A 26146-nucleotide genomic window follows, 5' to 3' on the forward strand; every position below is an offset into this window, starting at 1 on the left:
GGGCGATGCCGGTGACGTGTTGGATGGCGTCGCGGAACAGGGTGAACTTGGGGGTGGGGCGGCCGGCTTCGTCGAGCACGGCGTCGTAGTCGTAGCTGGTGGTCTGCGGGGCGTAGTGGTCGCTGGGGTTCTTCTGGAAGTTGGCGCCATTCATGAAGCCGAAGCTGGTGCCGCCGACGAACATGTAGAGGTTCGCGGAGTGGCCCTGGCGCAGGATCCATTCGAATTCGCTGGCCTGCTTGGCGGCATCGGTGGCCGCGTGCTTCTCGCCCCATTGGTCGAACCAGCCGGCCCAGTATTCACCGACCATCTGCGGTTGCCCGGGGCGGAACTTGGCCAGGGTCTCGAAGGCGTTCTTGGCGTCGCCGGGGGCGAAGTTCACCACGGCCAGGGTGTCGGGCAGGGTGCCGTTGGCGAGTACGTCGGGGCCGTCGGCGGTGAACAGCAGCGCCTTGTCGAAGCCGGCCTGGACGAACATGGCGCGGTTGCGCCGCATGTAGGCGTGGTCGTCGCCGTAGGAGCCGTACTCGTTCTCCACCTGCACGGCGACGATCGGGCCGCCGTTGCCGTTGAGCCGCGGTTTGACCTGGGCGGCGAGCGCGTCGAGGTAGGCCTGGCTGGCGGCGAGGAAGCGCGGGTCCTGGCTGCGCACGCGCATGCCGGGCTCGGCGAACAGCCAGGCGGGATAGCCGCCTGCTTCCCACTCGGCGCACACGTAGGGGCCGGGTCGCAGGATCACGTTGAGGCCCTGCTTGGCGGCTTCGTCGACGAAGGCGGCGATGTCGTTGTTGCCGCTGAAGTCGAACTGGCCCGGCCGCGGTTCCACCAGGTTCCAGAACACGTAGGTCTCCACCGTGTTCAGGCCCATCGCGCGCGCTTTCTGCAGGCGGTCCTTCCAGTAGGCGCGGGGGATGCGCTGGAAGTGGATGGCGCCGGAAATGACCTGGTACGGCTTGCCGTCACGGATGAAGTGATCGCCCTGGGTGGCGAAGGCGGGCCAGGCGGTGGTGCTGTCGGCTGCGCGCACCTGCGTGGAGGGCAGGGCGAGCGCCAACGCGAGGGCGAGAGCGGCGAGGGTCTTACGCGGCATGGGAGATTCTCGAAAAAAGCGATGCGAGTGCGACAATAGGACGACCGGAGCGCGCGCCGTCGTGCATCGGGTCACGCACAGGCGCGGATGTGGGGAACCACCAATCCCGATTTCCCAATCCCCATTCCCGGCGGTCAGCTAAACGATGGCGGCAGATCGTCCTTGCCCGCACCGAACGCGGTATTGGGCTTGGGCCCCATCTCCAGTTCCAGCGTGCCGCCGGCGGCGAGGTCGGCATGGCGCAGCCAGCTGCGGGTGTAGGGCTTGCCGTTCCAGCGGGCGCTCTGGATGTAGACGTTGGCCGCGCTGTTGCCGTGGGCGACGATGCGCAGGGTGCGGCCGTTGCCCACGTCCAGTTCGGCGCGCTTGAACAGCGGGCTGCCCAGCACGTAGTTGGCGCTGACCGGGTCCACCGCGTACAGGCCCAGTGCGCTGAGCACGAACCAGGCGCTCATCTGCCCGCAGTCCTCGTTGCCGGACAGACCGTTGCGCGCGTCGTGGTACTGCTCGCGCAGCAGCCGCCGCACCATCGCCTGGGTCTTGTATGGCTGCCCGGCGTAGGCGTAGAGGTAGGCGACGTGGTGGCTGGGTTCGTTGCCGTGCGCGTACTGGCCGACCATGCCGTCGATGTCCGGCGGCGCGTCCGCCGGCAGTTCGGAGCTGGTGGTGAACAGTTCGTCGAGCTTGGCGACGAAGTGATCGCGGCCGCCGAACAGGTCCATGTAGCCGTACAAGTCGTGCTGGTTGAGGAAGGTGGCCTGCCAGGCGTTGGACTCGGTGAAGTCGCGCCACTGCGCGCTGTGGCCCATCGCACGCGGATCGAACGGGGTGGCCCACTGGCCGTCGCTCAGCCGCGGCTGCACGAAGTGACTCTCGCGGTTGAACACGTTGCGGTACTGGCGCGAGCGTTCGCGCAGGTGCTTGGCATCGTCGTCGGCGCCGACCGCCTGCGCCAGATGCGCCACCGCCCAGTCGTCGTAGGCGAATTCCAGGGTGCGGCTGACCGATTCGTCGACCTTGTCGCAGGGGATGTAGCCCATCTTCCGGTACAGCGCCAGGCCGTGCACGTCGTCGTCCATCGCACGCTTGCGCCACGCCGGGTAGGCGGCCTTCCAGTCGATGCCGGTGAAGCCCTTGGCATGCGCCTCGGCCAGCACCACGGCGGAGTGGTAGCCGATCATGCAGTCGGTCTCCACGCCCTGCAGTGGCCAGATGGCGACGCCCTGCGGGCATTCGTGGGCACCGCGCACCAGGCACTGCACCAGGTCGGGCACGCGTTCGGGCTGCACCAGGGTCAGCAAGGGATGCAGGGCGCGATAGGTGTCCCACAGCGAGTAGGTGCTGTAGTTGTGGTAGCCGGCCGGCGCCTGGTGCACCTGCAGGTCCATGCCGCGGTAGCGGCCGTCGGTGTCGCTGAACAGGGTCGGCGCGATCAGGCTGTGGTACAGCGCGGTGTAGAAGATGCGGCGCTGCGCCTCGTCGTCGCTGTCGATGCGCACGCGGCCCAGTTCCTTTTCCCATTCGGCCACGGCGGCGGCGTGCACGCGGGCGAAGTCGAAGTCGGGCAGTTCCGCGTCGAGGTTGGCCAGGGCGTTGTCGGTGCTGACCGCGGAGATGCCGACCTTGACCAGCAGCGGCGCGTCGGCGGCATCGGGGTAGTGCAGGGCCAGTTTCAGCCGGTTGCCGTCGGCGCTGCGCGCGCTCGCGGCCAGCGGCTGGTCGTCGGCATACAGCTGCGCGCTGGCGAACGGCCGCGACAGGCGCATGGCGAAGTAGATGTAGCGGCCCTTGGCCCACTGGTAGACGCGGCGGCCGCCGGTGACGGTCTGCGCGTCGACCAGGCGCAGGCTGGCGTCTTCGACGCGGGCGGGGATCTCCGGCTTGTCCTGCATGCCGTGGCACAGGTCCAGCAGCAGGTGCGCTGGCTTGCCCTTGGGGAAGTGGTAGCGGTGCAGGCCGGCGCGCGCGGTGGCGGTGAGTTCGGCATGCACGCCGCTGTCCTTCAGGCGCACGCGGTAGTAGCCGGGCGAGGCGGCTTCGTCGGCGTGGTCGAAGCGCGAGCGGTAGCCGGTCTCGGGGTGCTCGCGCGTGCCGGGCTGCAGCTTCACCGCGCCGGTGGCCGGCACCACCAGGAAATCGAGCATGTCGCCGATGCCGGTGCCGGACAGGTGGGTGTGCGAGAAGCCCATGATCGAGCCGTCGTCGGCGTGGTAGCCGGAGCAGGCGTCCCAGTCGGCGTTGTAGGTGTCCGGGCTCAGTTGCACCATGCCGAACGGCAGCGTGGCGCCGGGGAAGGTGTGGCCGTGGCCGCCGGTGCCGATGAACACGTCGACGTTGCGGGTGAGCTCGGCCTTGGCGCGCGCATCGGCCGGCAGCGCGTAGCTGCCGGCGCGTGCCTGCGCCAGGCGCGCGATGCCGCTGCTGCCGAACAGGGCCAGGGCGATGGCGCCCTGCAGGAAACCGCGTCGTGTGGCCATGGTGCTGTCCTCGGGGTGTGCAGCGGTGCGGTGGGGGTATGTTTGCTGTTGTGGGAGGGACTTCCGTCCCGACGCGTTGTCGGTCAGGCCCGTCGGGACTGAAGTGCCTCCCACAGATGCAGTGATCGCGTCAGGCCTTCAGCAACTGCGGCTTGCGCTGGTGCAGGTCGATGATCAGTTCGCCGAACAGGGTGTTGGCCCAGGCGAACCAGTCGCGGGTGAAGGTGCTCGGGTTGTCCTTGTCGAAGGCCTCGTGCATGAAGCCGCTGCCGGCGTCGGTGGTCTTGAGCCACTGCAGGCACTGGCGGATCTGCGCGTCGTCGTCGCTGGCCAGGGCGTACTGCATCAGCGACATCGGCCAGATCGTGCCCAGGCCGCTGTGCGGGCTGCCCACGCCGTCGGCGGCGCGGCCGCGATAGAAGTACGGGTTGCGCTCGCTCCAGGCCAGTTGCCGGGTGCGCAGGAACACGGGATCGCGGCGATCGCAGCAGCCCAGGTAGGCCAGGCTCAGCAGGCCGGGCGCGTTGGCGTCGTCGATGAACAACTGGTTGCCGTAGCCGTCCACCTCGTAGGCCCAGAACGGCTGACCGTCGGCGTCGCGCATCTGCCCAAACTTTCGGGTGGCCGTCTCGACCTCGTCGGCCAGGGCGCGGCACTCGCCGGCGAAGGCGGCGTCGTGATGCAGCGCCTCGCTCATCGTCGCCAGTTGCCGCAGCGAGGTCACCGCGAACAGGTTGGCGGGGACGAACAGCGGGTACAGGCAGGCGTCGTCGGACGGGCGGAACATCGAATGGATCATGCCGTTGGGCCGGGTCGGCTGGCCGTAGCCGTCCAGCACCAGCGTCTCGGTCGCCAGCGGCGAGGGCCGCTGGAAACTGTACGGGCCGCGGCCGTGCAGGCGCTGCTGCTCGCGGAAGGTACGCACCACCACGTGCATGGCGTCGCGCCAGTCGTCGTCGAACGGCGCGGTATCGCCGCTGGCGCGCCAGTACTCGTGCGCCAGGCGGATCGGGTAGCACAGCGAATCCACTTCCCATTTGCGCTCGCCGACGCCGGGCTTCATCTCGGTGATGTCGGCCACCGACCACTTCAGGCGCTGGCTGGTGCCGTCCGGCAGGAACGCGTTGGCGTAGGGATCCAGGCGGATGCAGGCGGCCTGGCGCTGGATCAGTCCATGGAACATGCGCCGCAGCGCCGGGTCGCGCTTGGCCAGCGGCACGTAGGGGTGCACCTGCGCGGAGGAGTCGCGCAGCCACATCGCCTCGATATCGCCGGTGATGACGAAGGTGTCCGGCTTGCCGTTGCGGGTGCCGGTCTCGACCGTGGTGTCGAGGGTGTTGGGGTAGCAGTTCTCGAACAGCCAGGCCAGGCGCGGATCGGCGATGCCGGCCTTGACCGTGCGCAACTGACGCTCGACCGCGGCGCTGACGAAGCGGCGCTTGCCCGGCGGCGGCCGCTTGCTGGGCAGCGCGGCAGAAGCCGACGCCGCGGCGGCGGCCGGCAGCGCCCCGCTCAGCAGCGCAGCGCCGGCGCTGGCGCCGAGGAAGTGGAGGATGTCGCGGCGGGTGGGCATGGCCTGGAACGCTCCGTGGAATCGACAAACGCTCCCGGCACGGGCCGGCGCCGGGGAGGCGCCGGCCGCGGCCGGGAGGGCAGGTTGATGGTACCTATGACGGACCAATTTGCGACGACCTTACAACGTGTGGCCGTCCGTTGCATCCTGCGACCGCACAACCGGCCGGCTCAGTGGTGGTGATGCGCGCCGTGCCAGTGCATCGGTCCCGAGCACACGCACTCGCCGTCGTCGTCGCCGTTGCCGGCATGGCCGAACAAGGCCTCCAGCAGTCGCCGCGACGGGCTCCACTCGCCGATGGCCGGGTGGATCAGCATCGCCTTGCAGGCGTCCAGGTGGCTGCCGCTGAGCGCGGCGTCGATGGCGGCGTGTTCGTAGGCCTTGACCGTGCGCACCAGGCCCTGGATCGCCTCGGGCATCGGCCGCGCCGGCAGCGGGGTGATGCGGTCGCGCTCGATGGTGGAGGAGATCTCGACGATGTCGTCGTCGGCCAGTTCCGGCATGCAGCCCTGGTTGCGCACGTTGACCACGTGCCGCCCCGGCAGCGCGCCGGTCAGTGAACTCATCACGTCCACGGCGATGCGGTGGTAGCCGGTGCTGGCGCGGAACGGGTCCGGCTGCGGCGCGAGGTCGTCGGCGAAGGCCGAGCCGGCCTCGGCCTCCAGCCGCATGTACGAGCCGGAGCGCTGCTGCAGGTAGGCGGCGTAGGTCTGCACCGCGCCGCTGCCGTCGCCGGCGTTGAGGCGGCTGCGCAGGTCGGCGATCAGGGTGTGGTTGAGCCGTTCGATCTCGCTGCCGCGGCTGGCGCCGCTGGCGCGCTGGTTCTCCAGGGCGCGACTGCGCTCGTAGTAGAAGTACAGGTACTCGGTGGGGATCAGCCGCAGCGTGCGCAGCATGTCGAAGTCGAACAGCGGCGCCAGGTACAGCTGGCGCAGGATCGCGTCGTCGGCGAGGATGCGGTCGAGCACGTCCTCGCCGCGCACGCGCACCGCGCGGATCCAGCCCAGGTGGTTGAGGCCGACGTACTCGCAGTCCACGTCCGCGGGCGGCTCGCCGAGTGCGCGGGCGATGTTGTGGAACAGCTCCACCGGCGTGTCGCAGATGCCGACCACGCGCGCGCGGGTGTGGCGGCTGATGGCCTGGGTGATCAGCCCGGCCGGGTTGGTGAAGCTGACCAGCCAGGCGTCGGGGCTGAGCCGCTCCACCATCCGCGCCTGCTCGATCGCCACCGGCACCGTGCGCAGCGCCTTGGCGACGCCGCCGGGGCCGGTGGTCTCCTGCCCGGCGTAGCCGTGGCGGATGATGGTGTGCTCGTCGGTGGCGCGCTGGCGGATGCCGCCGATGCGGATGCTGTTGAGCACGAAATGCGCGCCGTCGATCGCCGCTTCCGCCGAACTGGCCGCGTTGACCTGCAGCTCGCCGCCGAACTCGGCGACCACCGCGCGGCCCAGCGCGACCATCAGCGCCAGCCGCTCCTGGTCGGGATCGTAGAGCACGATCTCGCGCGCGCCGAGCGCTTCGGCGGCATCGTTGACGCCGTACACCACCAGCGGCGCGCGCACGCCGCCGCCGCCGATCAGGGCGAGTTTACGGTTGGTAAAGGAACTGCTCATGGAGACTCCTGAGACGTGGGGGATCGGGAAGGCCGTCGAGCGCGCCGAGCGCGGTGCAGCAGGCGGCGCCGCACAGGCAGCCGCGCTGCGCGCAGGCGTCGAGGGAAAGGTGGTCCAGCAGCGCGTCGATGAAGCCGGCATCGAAGGCGTCGCCGGCGCCGGTGGTGTCCTGCACGGCGACCGTGTGCGCGGCAACCAATCGCGCGCCGGCCGCATCCACCACGCAGGCGCCGGCGCCGCCGAGCTTGATCGTCACCTGCGCCAGCCCCAGCGCCTGCGCCCAGGCGGCGCATGATGCGGCATCGTCGCCGGCGCAACCGGCCAGTGCCGCCTCCTTCTGGTTGGGCAGGAAGTGATCGACCGCGCGGCAGGTGGCGTGGTTGTCCGGATCGGCCAGCCAGGCCGGGTTGAAGCCCACGTCCAGCGAGGTGCTGCAGCCGGCCGCGCGCAACGCCGGCAGCAGCGTGCGCGCCAGCGTCGCCGGCAGCGGCAGGGCGAAGTGCACATGGCGCGCGGCGCACATCGCCTCCAGCGCGTCCGCGCTGCGCAGCAGCGGTTCCAGCGCGGCATTGGCGCCGGGATAGGTGAAGAACGAGCGGTCGTCGTGCAGCGACACGCTGGCGGTGACGCCGGTGCCGGCGGGGTGGTCGACCAGGCCCTCGGTGCCGACGCCGAACGCGCCCAGGCGCTGCGCGAACCAGTCGCGGTCGCCGGCGCCGATCGCGCCGATCAGCGTGACCTTGCGTCCGAGCCGCGCCAGCCCGCAGGCGGTGTTGACGGTGCCGCCACCGAGGTCGCGATGGTAGTGCCGCGCCATCGCTTCCTCGCCCGGCCCGGGCCAGGTGCTGAAGCCGCTGAAGATGTGGTCGAGATAGACCTCGCCGACCACCGCGACGTCATGGGTTTTCATTGCTGGAAGGGCCATGCTGCCTCGCGTTTGGCCTGGATGAGATAGAGCGCGGTACCCGCGCACAGCGCCAGCACCGCCGCCAGCAGCCGCGGCAGCGGGCTGGTGGCCAGCAGTGCCAGCCAGCCGCAGACGCTGATCAGCAGCGGCCACGGATACAGCGGCATGGCGAAGCGCGCGCGGCGCCGCGGCTGCCGCCGCAGCAGCACCACCGCCAGGCATTGCGCCAGGAACTGGAACAGGATCTGGATGATCATCAGCGTGGCGATCAGGTCGTCCAGCGACAGCGGACAGGCCAGCGCCGAGGTGATGCCGACGAACAGCAGCGACACGGTGGGGAAGCGTCCGCGCGGGTGCAGCCGCGCGAACACGCCGAAGAACTGGCCGGACGCGGCCGCGGCATACGGCACCCGCGAATAACCCAGCAGCACCACCAGCGCCGAACCCCAACTGGCGAGCACGATCAGCGCCACCGCCACGGTGCTGCCCACCGGGCCGTAGATGGCCTGCATGAAGTCGGCCACCACCGCCTTGGACTGCGCCGCCTGTTGCCACGGCAGCACGCCGAGCAGGGTCACGTTCAAGCCCAGGTACAGCACCGCCACGATCGGGATCGACCACAGCACCGCGCGCGGAATCGTGCGGCGCGGCTTGCGGATCTCGCCGCCGAGCATGCACACGTTGTTGTAGCCGCCGTAGTCGTACACCGCGATCAGTGCCACCGCGCCGAAGCCCAGCCAGAAGCCGTGCGGCGAGGCCGGCCGCGCCTGCAGGAACTCGCGCGCCAGCGCCATGTCGAAATGCAGCGCGCCGCTGAGCACGATCCACACGCAGGCGGCGATCACCACCGCACTGACCAGCAGCGACAGCAACTGCACCGAGCGCACCTGCCGGTACAGCAGCGCGGTGTTGAACAGGCACAGCGCCATGGCGATGCCGGTGAGCGCGGTGCGGCTCAAGCCGGGCATCAGATAGGCCAGGTACTGCGCGCAACCGACCGCGGCCGCGGCCACCGACAGCGGCGCGGTCAGCAGCGTCTGCCATAGGTACAGGAAACCGAACAGACGCCCGGCGCGGTCGCGGCCATAGGCCTCGCGCAGGTAGTGGTACGGCCCGCCCGAGCGCGGGATCGCCGAACCCAGTTCGGCCCACACCAGGCCGTCGCACAGGCACAGCAGCGCGCCGACCACCCAGCCCAGCAGCACCGCCGGCCCGGCCAGCGCCGACAGCGCCAGCGGGATGGTGATGAACGGGCCGATGCCGATCATGTTGAGCAGGTTGGCCGACAGCGCGCTCCAGAATCCCAGCGTGCGCGGCGGCGCGCCCTGGTCGGCGGCGGACGAGGAGGACGCGACGGGTGCGGCGAGCGATGTCATGTGCATGCGCGATCCTGTGGGGAGGGAAGGGATGCGACGGGCTGCGTGGCAGGCGTGGGGACGAGACCGTCGGCGCAACGCACCAGGCCGGGTTGCAGGCGATGCAGATCGAGGATCAGCACCTGGTTGGCCCCGGCGCGCAGCCAGGCGCCGGGGCAATACAGGCATTGCTGCGGGCCAATGTCCCAGTAGCGGCCGAGCAGGCGCCCGTTGACCCACAGATAGCCCTTGCGCCAGTCGCGCATGTCCAGGTGCACGTCGCCGTGCTGGTCGAGGGTGAACTCGGTGGCGAAGAACAGGCCCGGGCGCTGCGGCGGCGCCTGCAGCGGGCGCAGCGACGGCGTCGGATCCATGTCCAGCGCCAGCCCGCGCACCTCCCAGCCGTGCAGCTCCTGCCCATCGAGCCGCACCGGACCGAGCAGGCCCTTGCGATCGCCCAACGCCGGGCCGAAGTTGATGTGGCCGAAACTGTCGACCAGCACTTCCAGATCGCGCGTGTCCTGCGCTGCATCGGGCAGGCGCAACTGCAGCGCGCTGTGCAGGTGCGGATGCCGCACTCGCGACACGTGGTCGAGTTCGCGCCCGTCCAGATGCACCACCGCGTAGTCGTGAACCTGCCCCAGGTGCAGCGACTGGCCCGCACCGATCCGGCGCCGATACAGCACCAGGCCCTGGTCCTGGCCCAGCAGGCGCTGGTTGTCGATGGGGGTGTCGGTCTGCAGCGCGGGGCCGAGGTTGTCCCACAGCGCGGCCACGGGCGTGGCCTGCACCGCAGCGAAGTGCGCACGTCGCGGTGCGGCGGGCACCGGCGGTGCGGGCGTGTCGGCCTGCGTGGCGATGATCTTGCGCAGCGCGAAGTACGCCGGCGTGGCACGGCCGGCCTCGTCGATCGGCGCGCCATAGTCGTAGCTGGTCAGCGCCGGCTGGAACTGCGAGCCGTCGTCCTCGGCATTGGCCCCGGCACTGAGACCGAAATTGGTGCCACCGTGCACCACGTACAGATTGAACGAATAGCCGGCGGCGGCGATGCGGCGCAGCAGCGGCGCATAGTCGCGACGCGCGAACTTCGGCTCGCCCCAGTGCGTGAGCCAGCCGGGGTAGCCCTCGGACACCCACACCGGTGCCTGCCCGGCAAAGGCCGTGGCCGCCTGCAGATCGTGCAGATCGGGACCATCGAGCCCTAGCGCGGCGCCGGGCAGCATCGCCTGGCGCCGCCGCAGATCCTTGAGCCCTTCGGCCAGCGAGAACGGCCCCTCGACCCCATGCGCCCGCCACAGCGCGGCCAGCGCCTGCAGATAGCCGACGTCGCTGCCGTGCATCGAGTATTCGTTCTCGATCTGCAGCATCAGCACCGGCCCCCCGGCACTGGCCATCAACGGCGCGATGCGCGGCGCGATCGCCCCGATGTAGCGCTCCACCGCCGCCATGTACCGCGCATCGTGGCGATCGCGCAGGCGGATGTTCGCCTCGCGCAGCAGATACGGCGGCAACCCGCCCAGCGTCCATTCCGCGCACACATACGGACCCGGGCGCAGATACACCCACAACCCCTCCTGCTGGCACAGCCGGATGAAGCCGACGAAATCGCGCTCGCCGCTGTCCAGGTCAAACTGCCCCGGCGCCGTTTCCAGCGCATTCCACATCAGATACAGCGCGATGGTATTCAGCCCCATCGCCTTGGCCATGCGAATCCGATGCAACCAATCCGCCTTCGCGATCCGCAGCGGATGCAGTTCCCCGCTGCGGATCTGCCACGGCTGCCCGTCCAGCGTGAAGCGGCCTTGCGCGAAACCGAACGTGTGCGGCCGTCCATCCGGCACCGGCGCTGATGTTGGCACCGCCGGGCGCAGCATCGGCATCGCCACCAAGCCCAATGGCGCGAGCAAACCGAACCGGCAGAAGGCTCGGCGTTTCATTGCGGACTCCAGCCGGAGCGTTGCAGTTGCAGTTGCCGTGGTTGTTGCTGTTGCTCTTCAGATTTTGCTCTTCCCGGGTCCCCTCCGCAGCGGCGGAGCTGGCGGGTAAACCCCCCCGGAGGGGGGCGGCGCACAGGGACGTGCGCCGTTTTCGGCCGGGGCAGGATGCCCCGTCCGAAAATCCCGTCAGCGGAGCGGACCCGCGCAGCGGGCGCTGCGGCGGGGTGTGCTTTCTTTTGGTTACTTTTCTTTGCACAAGCAAAGAAAAGTGACTCGCCGCCAGGCGAAAGCTTTTGCCTTTGCCTTCCAACATTCCCAGTAAAGCCTGTCGGGACTGAAGTCCCTCCCACAAAAAGCGTGGTCCAGGCGAAGTCGGTAAGGCCTGTCGCGGCTGAAGCCGCTCCTACAAGAGCGGCGGTGTGTGCCGCTAGTGTGAGCTGCTGAGATCGCATAATCCAAGCAGCGTCGGTAAAGCCCGTCGGGACTGAAGTCCCTCCCACAAGAGCCATGGTCCTGGCTGTTTCGGTAGAGCCTGTCGCGGCTGAAGCCGCTCCTACGACAAGCGGGGTGCGCGCTGCGCGAGCGGGCTGCCGATGCAGCCTGATCCAGGCCGCACAGGTAAAGCCCATCGGGACTGAAGTCCTTCCCACAAAAAGCGTGGTCCACGCGGAGTCGGTAAAGACCGCCGGGGCCGAAGTCCCTCCCACAGACAGCGTGGCAACGCTCCGCCATGGCATCCCAGTGCGCACGCCGCCGCGGCCTAGAACGCGTACTTGACGGTCAACAACGTCATCATGCCGGCATCCACGATGTCCGACACCGCCAGATTGTGCCGGCCCACATGGCCCCAGTAACTGTATTCCTTGGTGAGATTGGAGATCGACAGATCCACATTCACCCCATTGTCGAACCGATAGCCCGCATGCAGATCCACCCGCCGCGTCGGCCGCGCCCACAGATCGTCCCACGGCGCGTTCTGGTGCAGGAAATCGTAGTTCAGCAGATACGAACTGCTGAAGTGATAGCTCAGGTTCACCGAGAACTTCGAGCGCTCGTAGAACAACTCCAGATTGGCCATCGCATTCGGCGCCGACTGCATCTGCTCGTCCTCGAAGCCGACCATGCCCAGATCCGCATGCGCATGCTGGCGCGTGGCATTGGCGCTGACGCCCAGCCCGTCGAACGGCGCCGGCAGATCCTGGAAGCGCTGCCGTGCGCTGACCTCCACACCATAGACGCGGCCGTCGCCGCCGTTGGTCGGCATCTGGTAGAACACCGTGCCGCTGCCGCTGGTGCCCGAATTGGCCTGGCCGGAACCCGCATCGTAGATGTAGTGATGCAGGCGCTTGTAGAAGCCGGCCACCGAGAAGAACCCGCCATGGTCGGTCGCCCACTCGCCGGACAGGTCCAGGTTGGTCGAGGTGATCGCCTTCAGGTCCGGGTTGCCCTGGCTGATGGTGGTGATGCCGTTGGAGATGTTGATCTGGCTGCCGCCGCCCAACTGCACGAACGCCGGCCGCGTGTAGCTGGTCCACAGCGCGGCGCGGTAGGTGGTGGCGCTGTCCGGGCGCCAGGTCAGGAACACGCTGGGCAGCGGCTGGTCGTAGTGGGTGCTGTTGGCGGCGAAATAGCCGACCTGCTGGTTGCCGTCGCTGTCGGTGGGCGTGGTCCAGAAGGTGTTGTGGATGCTGGTGTGCTCGAAGCGCACGCCCGGCACCACTTCCAGGCTGCCGAAGGAGAAGGTCGCCATCGCGTAGGCGGCGCTGACCGCCTCGGTGCCGCGCATGGTATTGCAGTTGTAGTTGTTGACGTAGAACGCGCTGCCGCAGGTGTCCAGGTCGTCGTCGGTGAGGTGGCTGGCGATGACCTGCGCTACCGCGCCTTCGCTGACCCGCGGCGTGGCCCAGGGGTACTTGCCGGGGAAGATCGCCGCGTAGCCGCCGTTGAAGATGCCCAGGTCGCCCAGCGTGCTGGTGTCGGGCACCGGGCCGGTCCACCAGTCGCGGTTGCTGTAGTGGCGGCTGCTCTTGCTGTACTTCACGCCGAACTGCAGCGCGGTCAGCGCGCCGTCGGCGAAGTCGTAGCGCGCGTCGAACTTGGCGCCGCCCTTCTTCTGCCCGGAATAGATCTTGGTCGATTCGCCGTAGCTGCTGGCGTACAGCGAGGGGATGTTGTTGACCTGCGCCAGCAGCGCCGGGGTCAGCTGCGGGTAGGGGAAGGCGCCGCTGCCGTAGCGCATCAGGCTGCTGCCGGAGTAGGCGAAATTGGCCTGGCTGAACTTGTCCTCGCGCCCGTCGATCTCGATGTGGTCGGGGCGGTCGTTGTCGCCGAAGCTGTAGAACAGGTTCGGCGACAGCGTCCAGTTGCCGATGGTCTTGCGCGCGCCCACCTGGAACGTGGCCAGGTCGGCGATTTCCGGGTTGGTCTCGTACCAGAAGCGCGCGGCGATGCGGTTGATGTTGGGCGAATACACGCCGGGCGTGGCGGTGGGCACGAAGCTGACGTCCTGCGGCAGCAACTGCACGAAGGTGGTGCCCTGGTCGGTCTTGGCGTAGGCGTAGGTGGCGCGTGCGTACACCGACAGGGTGTCGTCCACGTTCCAGTCGAAGGCGGCATTGCCGCCGTAGCGGCGCTCCCAGCCGGCGACCACGCCGACGTTCATGCCGGTGCTGGTCAGGTTGTCCTGCGGCGCGTAGCCGGCGGCATTGCTGCCGTCGGCATTGGCGTGCAGGAATTTCCATGAGCCGTCGTTGAGCGCGCTGGTGGCCGCGGCCACCTCGCTGTTGGTCGAGGTGCGGTAGTCGTAATAGGCGCTGGCGTAGAAGCCGAATTGCTGCTCGTCGCCGAACTTGTGCTGGAACTCGCCGGCCAGGCCGCCGCCGAGGCCGTCGCCGCCGTAGTCGCGGGCGCGGCTCTCGACGCGGCCGCTGACGGTGACGCTGCCGCTGGTGGCCTCCTTGTAGTCGTAGGCGGTGGGCGTGCGGAAATCCAGGGTGCCGCCGATCGCGTCGCCGTCCATGTCGGCGGTGGAGGTCTTGTTGGCGACGATGGTCTGCAGGCCGGAAGGCGGCAGCAGGCTCAACTGCACGCTGCGGCTGTACGGCATGCCCTGGGCGACGGTGACGCCGTCGATCAGGTTGACGTTGTACTCCGAGGGCAGGCCGCGCACCGAGGCGAACATGCCTTCGCCGCGCGCGGCGCCGTCGACGCCGCCGAAGTAGCCCGAGCCGCTGTAGGTGATGTTGATGCCGGCGATCAGGCCCAGCGCCTCGGCGACGTTGTGCACGGCGGTGTGCTCGAGGTCGTTGGCCGAGAGCACGTCCACCGTGTTCGAGGAATTCATCTTCAGCGTGCTGGCGTCGTAGCGATTGGCCGCCACGCTGATGGTCTGCAACTGCTTGGCCTCGTCCAGCGCGATCGACACCGTGGCGGCGCCGCTGTCGGCGACCTGCACGGTGGTTTCCGGCGCACTGAAACCCGGGTAGTCCAGTTGCAGTGCGTACTGCCCGGCCGGCACGTCGGCGATGACGAAGCGGCCCTGGGCGTCGGTGACGGCGCTGAGCGCGGTGCCGGCGATGGCCACCTTCGCATGGGCGGCGGGCTTGCCGCTGCTGCGCTCCTTGAGTTCGCCCTGCACGGTGCCGGCCAGCGCCGGTGCGGTGGCGGCAAGGCCGGTGATGGCCAGGATGGCGGCGCACAGCGCCTTGCGCTTGCAATAGGGATGGGTTGCCACGTGACACCTCGCTGATCGTGATCGGTGCGGGCACGCGCCGAAGGCGACGCGCCGCTGCGTTCCTGGAAGGCAGACACGGTGGACGGAAGGCGCGCACGCTCGGACCGCACGCCGGAGGGCGTGCGAACAGGACAGAGCGAACGGCGACCGACGCGAGGCGTCTGCCGGCTGGGCGGACCGTTAAACGGCGATCAGTGGCGTGGCGGCGAGTAGCCGGCGATGCACTTGGAGCGCGAACGCAGCGCGCTCAGCTTGTAGCGACGGGTCATGCGCAGCGGCCCCCATGCGTGCCCGCGCGGAACGCGGACGACAGGCAGGGCGCCGGAACTCCGGCGAGGCATCGATCCTGGCTGCGACGACTGCATGACATGGCACATCACCCCTGGAACTGCCCTGGAAAACGCCGCAGGTGCTGCGGCGTTCGGCGCGTCTGGCATCGTCGATGCGTGGCACCGACGTGTTATCGATACCTCTGTCCCGGAAGACTGTCAATAGGTCGTGAAAAATAAATTAGCTGGACGCTGGAACGTGCGGGGATGGCGCCCGGCGGCGGCAGCGCGCCGGGCCGTTACGCTGCACCGCCGCATGCGCTGGCGCATTTCGTAGACAGGGGCCGTGGGCGGCCCCGTCGCTCACTTCGGCAGGGCCATGCGCCCGCTGATCGAGAACGCCGCGTCCTCGCCGGGTGCGCCGGTGCCCGGCTGACCGCCGCCGACGAACAGGCGGTAGTCGCCGGCTTCCACCGCGCGCTGTCCGCTGCGGTCGACATCGCTGAGTTGGCGCGCATCCAATGCGAAGCTCAGCGTGCGCGCCTCGCCCGGCTGCAGGTGCACGCGCTGGAAGCCGACCAGGCTGCGCAGCGGCGACTGCGCGCGCTGCGGGTACTGCAGGTAGACCTGCACCACCTCGTCGCCGGCGCGTGCGCCGGTGTTGCGCACGGTGGTGCTCACCTGCAGCGGCTGGCCGGCCTGCAGCGTCGCGGTCGACAGCTGCGGCGCGTCGTAGGCGAACTGGGTGTAGCTCAGCCCGTAGCCGAACGGGAACAGCGGCTCGCCCTTGAAGTAGCGATACGTGCGGCCCTTCATGTCGTAGCTGACGTAGGGCGGCAGGTCCTTGGTCGAGCGGTAGAAGGTCACCGGCAGGCGCCCGCCGGGGTTGATGTCGCCGGCCAGCGCCTGGGCGATCGCGGTGCCGCCGGACTGGCCCGGATACCAAGCGGCGATGATCGCGTCGGCGTGCTGCTTGGCCCAGTTCAACGCCACCGCGCTGCCGCTCATCAGCACCACCACCAGCGGTTTGCCGCTGGCCTTGGCCCGTTCCAGCAGCGCCTGCTGCGCCGCCGGCAGGGCCAGGTCGTTGCGGTCGCCGCCGTCGAAGCCGGGCACGTCGATGCGCAGTTCCTCGCCTTCCACGTCCGGCGACAGGCCGACGAAGGCCACTACTGCGTCGGCCTGCGCCACCGCGCGTTCGGCTTCGGCCAGCTGCAGCGCCGGCGGCGCCAGCCACTCCAGGCGCAGGCCCTGGTCCTGGCCGCGGTGTTCCAGCTCCAGGCGGATCCGCCGCGGCCGCGCGTCGTCGAAATGCAGCACGGTCTCGACGTTGCGGCCGTCGGCGTTGTGCATGCCGGCCGGCACGTGCTTGTCCTCGGCGTTGCCGGCGACCACCAGTTGATCGTCGATGTACAGGCGCACCGGGTCGTGGCCGGCGCAATCGAAGCAGCGCGCCACGCGTACCGCCAGGGTGTAATCGCCCGGGCCCGGCGGCAGCAGTTCGCCGCTCCAGCGCACCGAGTAGCGATCCTTGTCCACGTCCTTGGCCGGGGCCACGTGGTCCCAGTTGAAGCCGACCACGCGGTCCTGGCGCTGCACGCGCGGCGTGCCGGCCAGGTCCAGGTTGTCGAAGTACTCGCCGCGCAGCCCGGGCTTGCCGTCGCTGCGCAGGGCGGTCTCGGGGATCATGCCGGGCACGCCGGCGGCCAGCGGCGCGCCCTGCGCATAGGCGACCTGGGCGGCGCCGAAGCGCATGCGCAGCCCTTGCAGCGGCGTCACCGGCTGCACCGAGGTGCCCTGGTAATTGGCTTCCAGCGCGGCCAGCGCGTCGGCGTTGGGGCCGAGCACGGCCAGGCGCAGGCCCGGGCGCAGCGGCAGGGTGGCGTCGGCGTTCTTCAGCAGCACCAGCGATTGCTGCGCGGCCTGCAGCGCCAGCGCGCGGTGCGCGGCGCTGTCGATGTCCTTGGCGCCCAGCCGCGCATACGGGTCGTTGCGCTGCGGCTGCAGTTCGCCGAGCCGGTAGCGCGCGGCGAACAGGCGCACCAGCGAGCGGTCGAGCAGGGCTTCGTCGGCTTCGCCGCGGTCGAAGGCGATGCCGAGCTCGCGGTAGGCGTAGCCGCAGTTCAGATCGTGCCCGGCCTTGAGTGCGGCCGCGGACGAGCCGGCGTTGTCGGGGCGGTAGTAGTGGAACTGGGTCATGTCGTCGATCGCATCGCAATCGGACACCACGAACCCCTTGAAGCCCCAGTCGCCGCGCACGCGGCCGTCGAGCAGCCAGTCGGCGGCGCAAGCGGGTGTGCCGTGTAGCGAGTTATACGCGCACATCACCGAGCCGGCCTGGCCGTCGACGATGGCGGCGCGGAACGCCGGCGAGTAGGTCGCCTCGAAATCGTGCGGCGACACGTCCACGTCGAAGCCGTGGCGGCCCGGTTCCGGCCCGCTGTGCACGGCCAGGTGCTTGGGCGTGGCGATGGTGCGCGGATGCGCCGGATCGTCGCCCTGCAGGCCGTGGATGAAGCCGACCGCCAGCCGTCCGGTGAGGTAGGGATCCTCGCCGTAGGTCTCCATGCCGCGGCCCCAGCGCGGGTCGCGGAAGATGTTGATGTTGGGCGACCAGATGGTCAGCCCGGCGTAGCGCGGATGGTCCTTGCCGGGGCCGCCGGCGAGGTTGAACTTGGCCCGCGCCTCGGTGGAGGTGACGGTGCCGACGTCGTGCAGCAGCTCGGCGTTCCAGGTCGCGGCCAGGCCGATCGCCTGCGGGAATACCGTGGCCTCGCCGTTGCGGGCGATGCCGTGCAGGCCCTCGCTCCACCACTCGTAGGCCGGCACGCCCAGGCGCGGGATCGCCGGCGCAGCGTTCATCGCCTGCGCGATCTTCTCGGCGCGGGTCATCTTCGCCACCAGCGCGGCGGCACGGTCCTCGGCCTCGTCGGCATGGGCGAGCGAGGCGGCGAACAGGCCGATCGCACACAGCGCCAGGTAGAGGCGCTTTTGTGGGAGGGACTTCCGTCCCGACGCTTTACCGGTAACGCCCCGTCGGGACTGAAGTCCCTCCCACAAGGTGACGCCCGCCCGCGACATCGGCTTGCCCATCACTTCGCCTCCGCCGGTTCGGCCGGCGCGCCAGCCATCGTTCCGCCCAGATCGCGCACCTGCAGCGCCGCGCGCATCTGCTCCAGGGTGGCGCTGCTGTGCACGCGCACGGTCAGCGGTTCGCCCGGCAGCAGGTCGAAGGCGTTGTCGGACAGGGTCACGTCGAGGTCGCCGAAGCTCAGCCACACCTGCGCCGCAAGCGTGGCGCTGCTCAGGGTCAGCGCGTAGCCGTCGCCATCGGCGCGCAGCTCGCTGCGGATGTCGGCCTGCGGCCACTGCAGGCGCTTGGCCGCGTCGAAGTACACCAGGGTGCGCGACAGCACGCGCTCGCCGTCGAGCAACTCGAACACCGCCACGCTGCTGCGCGGATCGGCGCGGCGCAGCAACTGCGCATCGCTGAAACTGCCCACGCGCACGCTGGACAGCGGCGCCAGCGTCACCGGCTTCTCGGTCTTGCTCAGCACCTTGCCGGACAGGTCCATCACCCGCATGCGCCAGCGCGCGGCCAGCGGCGTGGTGCGGTCGGAAACCAGCGACACGGTGGTCTGGCCCTTGTCGTCGCGCAGTGCGGCGATCAGTTCCGGCGCGTAGAAGCGGCGCGCATGGTACTGCAGCGCCTTCCAGCGGCCGAAGTAGTCCACGCTCGACCACGAGGCGCCGGGCCACACGTCGTTGAGCTGCCAGTACAGCGACCCCATCGATTGCGGCCGCGAGGCGCGCAGGTGTTCGGCGGCCAGGGTGATGCCCTCGGCCTGCATGATCTGGCTCAGGTAGACGAAGCTGGCGAAGTCCTTGGGTTCGCCGAACGCACGGCGGATGTACAGCAGCAGGCGCTGGTTGCCGTTGCCCTTGTCGAACTTCTGGTGCGCGCGCATCACCGGCGATTCCGGCTGCAGGTCGCCGGGTTCGGCGAAGGCGCGGATGGTGCGCATCTCGGGGAACGACTGCAGGCCGTATTCGGACATGAAGCGCGGGGTCACGTTGAGGTACTCGGTGACCGGCAGCGCCGGGCCGCCCCAGACCTTCCAGTAGTGCATGTCGCCGTCGTCGGGCTGGTCGGCGGCGCCATCGAAATCGGTGCCCGGCGAGGTCGCCCAGTACGGGGTGTCGCTGTCGTACTTCTGCACCGCCTCGCGCAGCACCGTGCCGAACAGTGTGGTCATGCCGCGGACGATGCGCTCGCGCTCTTCCGGGTCGATCGACTGCTTGAATTTGACCCGGTCGCCCCAGTTCTCCCAGCCGGTCTGCACTTCGTTGTTGCCGCACCAGATGACGATGCTGGGGTGATCGCCGAGGCGCCGCACCTGCTCCTCGGCCTCGGCGCGGGTGTTCTCGCGGAAGGCGACGTCGTAGGGCGGGATCGCGCCGCCGAACATGAAGTCCTGCCAGATCATGATGCCCAGGCGGTCGGCATCCTCGTAGAAGCTGTCCGGCTGGTAATGGCCGCCGCCCCACATGCGCAGCATGTTCATGTTGGCGTCGCGCGCGGACTGCAGGAAGCCGCGCATGCGCGCGGCGTCGACGCGGGTGGGGAAGCTGTCGAACGGAATCAGGTTGGCGCCCTTGGCGAACACCGGGATGCCGTTGACCACGAGGGCGAAGCTCTTGCCCCACTGGTCCTTCTCGCGGCGCAACTCGACGCTGCGCAGGCCGGTGACGCGCTGCACGTCCAGGCGCTCGCCGGCGGCATCGCGCAGTTGCGCCTTGAACGTGTACAGGTCCTGGCGGCCGTAGCCGGCCGGGAACCAGCGCTGCGGCTTGGCGATGCGTACCGGCACGGTCAGGGTGTTGGCACCTGGATCGACGACCGCGCGCTGGCTGAACTGGCCGACGCGCTGGCCGTCGGGGCCGAGCACGTCCAGGTCCAGTTGCACTTCGCCGCTGCGGCCGGCCTGCACCTGCAGCTGTGCCAGCAATTGCGCCGCGTCGGCATCGACGCGCTGCTGGGCGATGCGCAGGCCGTCCACGCGCAGGTCGTCCCAGGCTTCCAGGCGCACGCCCTGCCAGATGCCGGCGGTGACGATGCGCGGGCCCCAGTCCCAGCCGAAGTTGTACGGCGCCTTGCGCACGTAGGTGGAGCTGTGCCGCGCCACCGGCTCGTCGCCGAACGCCGAGTCGTAGGCGCCGGGCAGCGCGTACGGCTGCTTGGACAGCCACGGCTGGATCTTCTTGATCGGCGAGGCGATCCGCACTTCCAGCACGTTGTCGCCGCGCTTGAGCAGCGGTTTGGCGTCGACCCGCCACTGCCGGAACATGTTGTCGGCGGCGAGCAGTTTTTTGCCGTTGAGGTAGACCTCGGCGAAGGTGTCCAGCCCGTCGAACACCAGTTCCAGGTGCGGGCGCGCCAGCAGGGCCGCATCGACCTGGAAATGGGTCTGGTACTGCCAGTCGCTGAGCCCGGCCCACTGGATCTGCGCTTCGTTGTCGCGATAGAACGGATCGGGCACCACCCCGGCGGCGATCAGGTCGGTCTGCACCGTGCCCGGCACCTGCGCCGGCAGCCATTGCGCGGCCTTCGGGTGCGCCTTGGCGTTGGCATCGCCCGGCGCCAGCCGCACCTGCCAGCCCTGTTGCAGCGACAGCGTCGTCGGCGCCGCCGCCTGGCCCAGCGCCGGCAAGGCCAGCGCCAGCAGCAGCCCGAGGCGGGCAGGAAGGCGCGTGCGCGACGCGGAACGGGGGCGGCGGGGCGGCTGGGTCATGCGAGGGTCTCCGTGGTCAGTGCGCGGCGGCGGGGGGCGCCTGCGCCGCGGTGTCGATCAGATGGACGGCGCCGATGGCGTAGTACGGGCCGGCGATGGGCGCGGTGGAGCGCAGGCACAGGTCGTGTACGCCGCTTTGTTTGGGCAGCCGCGCTTCCAGCGCGAACTGGTCGCCCAGGGTCTTGCCGGCCGGCAGCGGCAGCCGCGCCAGCAGCTTGCCCTTGCAGTCGCCCAGCCGCACTTCGAACTCGCCGCGCGGGCTGTGCGCCGGGTAGCGCTTGACCTTGGCCTGGTCGTGCGCCAGCCCGTAGTTGCGCGCCAGGCGGGCGGCGTCGATGCGGATGCGGTCGATGCCGTCCAGGCGCGCGTCGGCGTAGCGCCAGCAGCTGGTGAACAGGTCGATGTTGAACACCGGCGTGTCCTGGTCGGCCAGGTCCGGCAGCAGCGGCACGCGCAGGCCCAGCTCGCCGCCTTCGCACGAAGCCAGGCCCTGGGTATCGCGGCTGAGCAGGTTGGCGCGGTCGAGGATGCGGCTGCGCGGCGCGGCCAGCAGACGGCCGTCGTCGGCGAAGGTGGCCGCGCGCACGGTCACCGGCAGGGTCACCGCGAACGGCGCGGTGTAGCGCGGCGAGTCGGCCTTGGGCTCGCTGCCGTCGGTGGTGTAGCGGAAGTTGCCGAACTTGGCCTGGTTGCCCAGCACCACGGTGGCCTTCCCGCTGTCCAGCGCGGCGTTGTCGCCGTCCTGCACGGCGATGTCCGGGGCGAAGGCGCCGTCGCCATAGGCGATGCCCTGCAGGCGGTAGCGGTCCAGCTGCGCCGGCATGCGCTGCAGGAAGCCGTTCCAGTCGCGCGCGGCCATCGGCGACCAACCGGCCTCGGCCACCGCGCTCAGTCGCGGGAACAGCGCATGGTCGATATGCCAGGTGGAGGGGATGTACTCGCTCCACAGCGCCGCCTGCACGCCGAGCACGTGCTTGCTCTCCTCGGGGCTGAGCGCGGCCGGCACCGGGTCGAAGCCGTAGACCTTCTGCAGCGGCAGCGTGGCCAGGCGGCCGTTGGGCTCGTCGTTGCGTGCGCTCTGCAGATTGTCCAGGTACATCCAGCCGGCCGGTGCCAGCACCACGTCGTGGCCTTGCTTGGCGGCGGCGACCGCGCCGTCCACGCCGCGCCAGGACATCACCGAGGCGCTCGCCGGCAACCCGCCTTCCAGGATCTCATCCCAGCCGATCAGGCGCCGCTGGTGCTGGGTGAGGTAGTCGGCCAGTTGCTGGTTGAACCAGCCCTGCAACGCATGCGCGTCCTTGATGCCGAGCTTGCGCATCTGCGCGCGCACCGCCGGCGAGCGTTCCCACTGGTCCTTGACCGCTTCGTCGCCGCCGATGTGGATGTACGGCGAAGGGAACAGCTGCAGCACTTCATCCAGCACGCCGCGGATGAAGGTCATGCTCTTGTCGTTGGTGTTGAACAGGTACGGATTGACGCCCCAGTCCACCGACACCTTGGGCCGTTGCCGGGTCACCCCGACCAGTTCCGGGTACGCCGCCACCGCCGCCTGCGCGTGCCCGGGCATGTCCAGTTCCGGCACGATGGTGATGTGGCGTTCGGCGGCGTAGGCCACCAGGTCGCGGATCTGGTCCTGGGTGTAGAAGCCGCCGTAGCGATCGGGCAGGCCGTGGGTGCCCGCGCCGGGCGGGGTGCGCCAGGCGCCGATCTCGGTGAGCTTGGGATAGCGCTTGATCTCGATGCGCCAGCCCTGGTCGTCGGTCAGATGCAGGTGCAGCACGTTGAGCTTGTGCTGGGCCATCGCGTCGAGCAGGCGCTTGACCGTGTCCGGGCCATGGAAGTGCCGCGCCACGTCGAGCAGCACGCCGCGCCAGCCGAAGCGCGGCCAGTCGCGGATATGCACCTGCGGCACGTCCACCTCGCCCTTGCCGGCGTCGGGGGTCATCAACTGCCAGGCGCTGATCGCGCCGTAGAACAGGCCGCGCTCCTCGCGCGCCTGGATCAGCATGGTGCGCGGGTCCACGTCCAGCGTGTAGCCCTCGGCCTGCGCGACCTCGGTATTGGGATTGAGCTGCAGGCGGATGCTGCCGTCGGCGGGGATGGTCTCCGCACGCACCTCCAGCGACAGGCCGCGGGTCTTGCTCAGCAATTGCGACAGTTGCTGCGCCACGCGCTGCGCGCCGGCGTCGTCGAGGGGCACCGACAGCACGGCGCCGGTGCCGATGGTCAGGGTGCCGCCGTCGCGCTCGGCCTTGGCCGGCGCCGGGATCAACGGCAGCGGCGTCTTGTCGTCGTCGTCATCGTGTCTCGGGGCCGGCGGCGGCGCTGCGGCAGGCTTGGACGCGGGCGCCGGCGCTGGCGCTGGCGGCGGAGTGCGGTCGCAGCCGCCGAGCAGGCTGCCACAGGCGAGCAGGGACAACCCCAGCCAGGCGTTGCGGGAGGCCGCCGCGATGCGCGCGGCGGCGGGCATCGGGCGGTGCGGCAATCGGGGGTGTGCGCCCACTGCAGTCATCGGTCTACCTCAAGCGATCGAGATGCGTATCGTAGATGCTGTGAGGTAGCCTGGGGTGAGCGCGGCGCGTTCGCTGCGCGCCGCGTGCCCGTCGTGTCGCATCTCGGTCGTGGGGCCGCTCAGCGCGTCGCGGTCGGCAGTTCGTCCCAGACCTTGGGATCTTCGGCGCCCAGCACCCAGCAGCTGAAGCCTTCCAGACCGTATTGCTTGGTCAGCTCGTAGCGGGCGCGGAAGCTGCGCGCGTCCGGGCGGAACACCCATTCGCGCATGTCGTCGCGGTAGAAGTAGAACCACGACTCCTGCTCCACCGGGTCCCATTGCACGGTGGCGTGCTGCTCTTCCGCCAGCGGGAACGATTCGTCGGCATCGATGTAGTCGGCGGTGATGTTGGAGGCTTCGGTGCCGTCGGGCTTGACCGGATTGCCGGTGTACCAGCGGTAGCCGTAGGTGGCGATGCCCAGCGACAGCTTGTCCTTCGGCACCTGGGTCAGCGCGTAGTCCAGGTGCTTCTTCATCCACACCATGCCGTCCACCGGGCCGGGCGCGGTCCAGCGGGTGTGCTGGTCGTAGGTCATCAGGCTGATCAGGTCGGCCGAGGCGCTCAGCGCCTTGAGGTCGTAGGCGCCGCGCCAGTACTCCCACATCCACTTGGCGAAGGCGCCGCCCTCGGCATAGCCGGGCGCGTTCGGCACCACCGCCACCGACAGCTTGAAGCCGGCCTTGTGCAGCGCCTCGGCGGTCTGCTTGACCATCAGCGAGTAGGCGTCGCGGTCGGTCCAGGCGATGCTCTCGAAATCGAACTGGAAGCCGTAGTAGCCATGCTTGCGGCCGTGGATCAGCAGCGCCTGGATCATGCGCTGCTTGGCGTCCTCGTCGTGCAGCAGCTTGTGGAAGCCCTCGCGCCCGGCGGTCATCGACAGGATCGGCATCACCCGCAGCTTGTGCTGCTTGGCGATCTCGTACAGGTACATGTTCGGGGTGCCGTTGACCAGGCCGCTCTGGTCCACGCCGTACCAGGTCGGCACCACCACGTCGATCTTGTCGAGGTGGGCCAGGAACGAATTGGTCGATTTCTGCGTGTTCATCAGATAGAACAGCGCAGTCGGGTTCTTGGCCATGGCCGGCCCGCAGGCCAGGGCGAGGGCGAACAGCAGCCCTGCGAAACGCTTCATCATCGGGAGGAATCCGTTGGCGGAGTGGGGGAGGACAGGTCGATGCGGAACACGTAGGCGTGTTCGCCCACCGGCTTGGCCGGCAGGCGCAGGTGCAGGCCGTCGGCGCGCTGCTCGAACGGCACCGGCTTGCCGTTGGCGAGCAGGGTGACGCCGCGCACGCCATCGGCCGGCTTCAGCGAGCGGATCAGCGCCTGGCCGTCGGCCGGCCAGCCCAGCTCGATCGCGTACAGCGCGCCGTGGCCGGTGGTGAAGCGGAAATCCTCGGGCGTGTACGGCTTGGTCTTGGTGTCCTGGAAGGTGCCGCCGACCACTTCGGTCGGGCCTTCGCCGTAGCTGCGCCACGGCGTGCTGTCGTAGATCGCCTCGCCATTGGTCTTGAGCCACTTGCCGATCGACAGCAGGATCGCGCGTTCGGTGTCCGGGATCGAGCCGTCGGCGCGCGGGCCGATGTTGAGCATCAGGTTGCCGTTCTTGCTGACCACGTCCACCAGCATGTGGATGATGAAGGTCGGGGTCTTGTAGGTGTCGTTCTCGACATAGCCCCACGAGGCGTTGCTGACCGAGGTGTCGGTCTGCCAGTGCGTGGGATGGATGCCGGTGAGCTGGCCGCGCTCGATATCGAGCGTGCCGGCACCCTCGGGGAAGGCGCCGAGCTTGTAGTTCACCACCACGCCGCCCTTGGCCGCGCCGTGGTTGTAGTAGTACGACAACATGGTCGGCAGGGTGCCGCGGAAGGTCGGGTGCGCGATCCACCAGTCGAAATAGATCAGGTCCGGGTCGTAGCGGTCGATCAGTTCGGTGGTGCGCGCCAGCCAGTCGTCCAGCCAGGCCTGCGACACCGGGGTCCAGTCGTTGGTGACGTCGGCGTCGTCCTTGCCCGGCAGGCGCACCTGCGCCGGGCCGTACAGGCCAGCGTAGCGCGGGTCGTTGACGTCCGAGTCGAACTGGCGGCCGCCGTCGAAGAACCAGTCGTGCTCGGCGCGGTGCGAGGACAGGCCGAAATGCAGGCCCTGTGCGCGGATGGCCTTGGACAGCTCGCCGAGCACGTCGCGCTTGGGACCCATCTTGACCGCGGTCCAGTCCGACAGCTGCGAGTCGTACATCGCGAAGCCGTCGTGGTGTTCGGCCACCGGCACCACGTAGCGGGCGCCGGCATCGCGGAACAGGGTGGCCCAGGCCTGCGGATCGAACTTGGGCGCGGTGAACAGCGGGATCAGGTCCTTGTAGCCGAAGCGCGACTGCGGGCCGTAGGTCTCGCGGTGGTGCAGGTAGTCCTTGCTGCCCTGCTGGTACATGTTGCGTGAGTACCACTCGTTGCCGAAGGCCGGCACCGAGAACACGCCCCAATGGATGAAGATGCCGAACTTGGCGTTGTCGTACCAGGACGGCGAGCGGTACTGCTTGAGCGAGGTCCAGTCGGGTCGGAACGGTCCGCCGCGCGCGCCATCGTTGGCTTCGCGCACCAGCCGCGCGCGTTCGGGCGCGTACTTGGCGGTGGCCTGCAGCCACTGCTGGTCGATCTGTTCCGGACTGAGGGTGGTGGCGGTGGGCGCGGTCGGCGACGGCGCATCCGCGGCGCCGGCGGGCAGGGCCGTCAGCGCGAGCATGAGGGCCAGCGCGCTGGCCAGGGTCTGGAGTGCGGCTCCGGCGTGGCGGGATCGGTCCGCACGGGGGCGGGTCTCGGTCGTCATGGAACGGCACTCCTTCTTG

The 26146-nt window shown here is 69.5% G+C and carries 13 protein-coding genes; all 13 read right to left on the reverse strand.

Annotation, left to right across the window (positions count from 1 at the left end; genetic code table 11):
- On the reverse strand, nucleotides 1-1090 hold a 1090-nt coding region (locus CEK65_RS10760), incomplete at its 3' end, for a beta-galactosidase family protein (protein ID WP_193314756.1).
- A 134-nt stretch (nucleotides 1091-1224) separates the two neighbouring features.
- Nucleotides 1225-3567: a GH92 family glycosyl hydrolase gene (locus tag CEK65_RS10765; RefSeq protein ID WP_152181717.1), complete on the reverse strand. Its 2343-nt coding sequence runs from the start codon at nucleotides 3565-3567 to the stop codon at nucleotides 1225-1227.
- A gap of 130 nt (nucleotides 3568-3697) precedes the next feature.
- Nucleotides 3698-5140: a glycoside hydrolase family 125 protein gene (locus tag CEK65_RS10770; RefSeq protein ID WP_152181718.1), complete on the reverse strand. Its 1443-nt coding sequence runs from the start codon at nucleotides 5138-5140 to the stop codon at nucleotides 3698-3700.
- 170 nt (nucleotides 5141-5310) lie between these two features.
- Nucleotides 5311-6753, reverse strand: a complete 1443-nt coding sequence (locus CEK65_RS10775) for a 6-phospho-beta-glucosidase (protein WP_152181719.1) — start codon at nucleotides 6751-6753, stop codon at nucleotides 5311-5313.
- The gene (locus CEK65_RS10780; RefSeq protein WP_152181720.1) at nucleotides 6728-7663 is read right to left on the reverse strand and encodes a carbohydrate kinase family protein; all 936 of its coding nucleotides are present in this window, start codon (nucleotides 7661-7663) and stop codon (nucleotides 6728-6730) included. The genes CEK65_RS10775 and CEK65_RS10780 overlap by 26 nt, the downstream gene beginning before the upstream one ends.
- Nucleotides 7660-9036 (reverse strand): APC family permease, encoded by a 1377-nt coding sequence (locus tag CEK65_RS10785; RefSeq protein ID WP_152181738.1) that lies wholly within the window; start codon nucleotides 9034-9036, stop codon nucleotides 7660-7662. The genes CEK65_RS10780 and CEK65_RS10785 overlap by 4 nt, the downstream gene beginning before the upstream one ends.
- Nucleotides 9033-10952 (reverse strand): beta-galactosidase, encoded by a 1920-nt coding sequence (locus tag CEK65_RS10790; protein WP_152181721.1) that lies wholly within the window; start codon nucleotides 10950-10952, stop codon nucleotides 9033-9035. The genes CEK65_RS10785 and CEK65_RS10790 overlap by 4 nt, the downstream gene beginning before the upstream one ends.
- Before the next feature lie 760 nt (nucleotides 10953-11712).
- The gene (locus CEK65_RS10795) at nucleotides 11713-14685 is read right to left on the reverse strand and encodes a TonB-dependent receptor (protein WP_152181722.1); all 2973 of its coding nucleotides are present in this window, start codon (nucleotides 14683-14685) and stop codon (nucleotides 11713-11715) included.
- Nucleotides 14686-15317: 632 nt separating this feature from the next.
- Entirely contained in the window at nucleotides 15318-18047 is a 2730-nt protein-coding gene (locus tag CEK65_RS10800) for a glycoside hydrolase family 3 C-terminal domain-containing protein (RefSeq protein WP_152181723.1), read from the reverse strand.
- A complete protein-coding gene (locus CEK65_RS10805) occupies nucleotides 18047-20746 on the reverse strand; it encodes a glycoside hydrolase family 2 protein (RefSeq protein ID WP_152181724.1) in 2700 nt (899 codons plus the stop codon). The genes CEK65_RS10800 and CEK65_RS10805 overlap by 1 nt, the downstream gene beginning before the upstream one ends.
- A 16-nt stretch (nucleotides 20747-20762) precedes the next feature.
- On the reverse strand, nucleotides 20763-23261 hold the full coding sequence (locus tag CEK65_RS10810) for a family 20 glycosylhydrolase (RefSeq protein WP_152181725.1): 2499 nt from the start codon (nucleotides 23259-23261) through the stop codon (nucleotides 20763-20765).
- Between the two features lie 119 nt (nucleotides 23262-23380).
- Nucleotides 23381-24433: a glycosyl hydrolase family 18 protein gene (locus tag CEK65_RS10815; protein WP_152181739.1), complete on the reverse strand. Its 1053-nt coding sequence runs from the start codon at nucleotides 24431-24433 to the stop codon at nucleotides 23381-23383.
- The gene (locus CEK65_RS10820; RefSeq protein WP_152181726.1) at nucleotides 24433-26127 is read right to left on the reverse strand and encodes an alpha-L-fucosidase; all 1695 of its coding nucleotides are present in this window, start codon (nucleotides 26125-26127) and stop codon (nucleotides 24433-24435) included. Before CEK65_RS10820 ends, CEK65_RS10815 begins: the two co-directional genes overlap by 1 nt.
- Between the last annotated feature and the right edge of the window lie 19 nt (nucleotides 26128-26146).

It is taken from the genome of Xanthomonas sp. LMG 12459 (assembly GCF_009192905.1).
In the GTDB taxonomy this organism is placed as follows: Bacteria; Pseudomonadota; Gammaproteobacteria; order Xanthomonadales; family Xanthomonadaceae; genus Xanthomonas_A; species Xanthomonas_A sontii.

Coding starts and splice junctions, on each gene's coding strand:
- CEK65_RS10785 (WP_152181738.1), bottom strand. CDS start 9,036: ATGACATCGCTCGCCGCACCCGTCGCGTCCTCCTCGTCCGCCGCCGAC.
- CEK65_RS10770 (WP_152181718.1), bottom strand. CDS start 5,140: ATGCCCACCCGCCGCGACATCCTCCACTTCCTCGGCGCCAGCGCCGGC.
- CEK65_RS10780 (WP_152181720.1), bottom strand. CDS start 7,663: ATGAAAACCCATGACGTCGCGGTGGTCGGCGAGGTCTATCTCGACCAC.
- CEK65_RS10815 (WP_152181739.1), bottom strand. CDS start 24,433: ATGAAGCGTTTCGCAGGGCTGCTGTTCGCCCTCGCCCTGGCCTGCGGG.
- CEK65_RS10775 (WP_152181719.1), bottom strand. CDS start 6,753: ATGAGCAGTTCCTTTACCAACCGTAAACTCGCCCTGATCGGCGGCGGC.
- CEK65_RS10790 (WP_152181721.1), bottom strand. CDS start 10,952: ATGAAACGCCGAGCCTTCTGCCGGTTCGGTTTGCTCGCGCCATTGGGC.
- CEK65_RS10805 (WP_152181724.1), bottom strand. CDS start 20,746: ATGACCCAGCCGCCCCGCCGCCCCCGTTCCGCGTCGCGCACGCGCCTT.
- CEK65_RS10800 (WP_152181723.1), bottom strand. CDS start 18,047: ATGGGCAAGCCGATGTCGCGGGCGGGCGTCACCTTGTGGGAGGGACTT.
- CEK65_RS10820 (WP_152181726.1), bottom strand. CDS start 26,127: ATGACGACCGAGACCCGCCCCCGTGCGGACCGATCCCGCCACGCCGGA.
- CEK65_RS10765 (WP_152181717.1), bottom strand. CDS start 3,567: ATGGCCACACGACGCGGTTTCCTGCAGGGCGCCATCGCCCTGGCCCTG.
- CEK65_RS10810 (WP_152181725.1), bottom strand. CDS start 23,261: ATGACTGCAGTGGGCGCACACCCCCGATTGCCGCACCGCCCGATGCCC.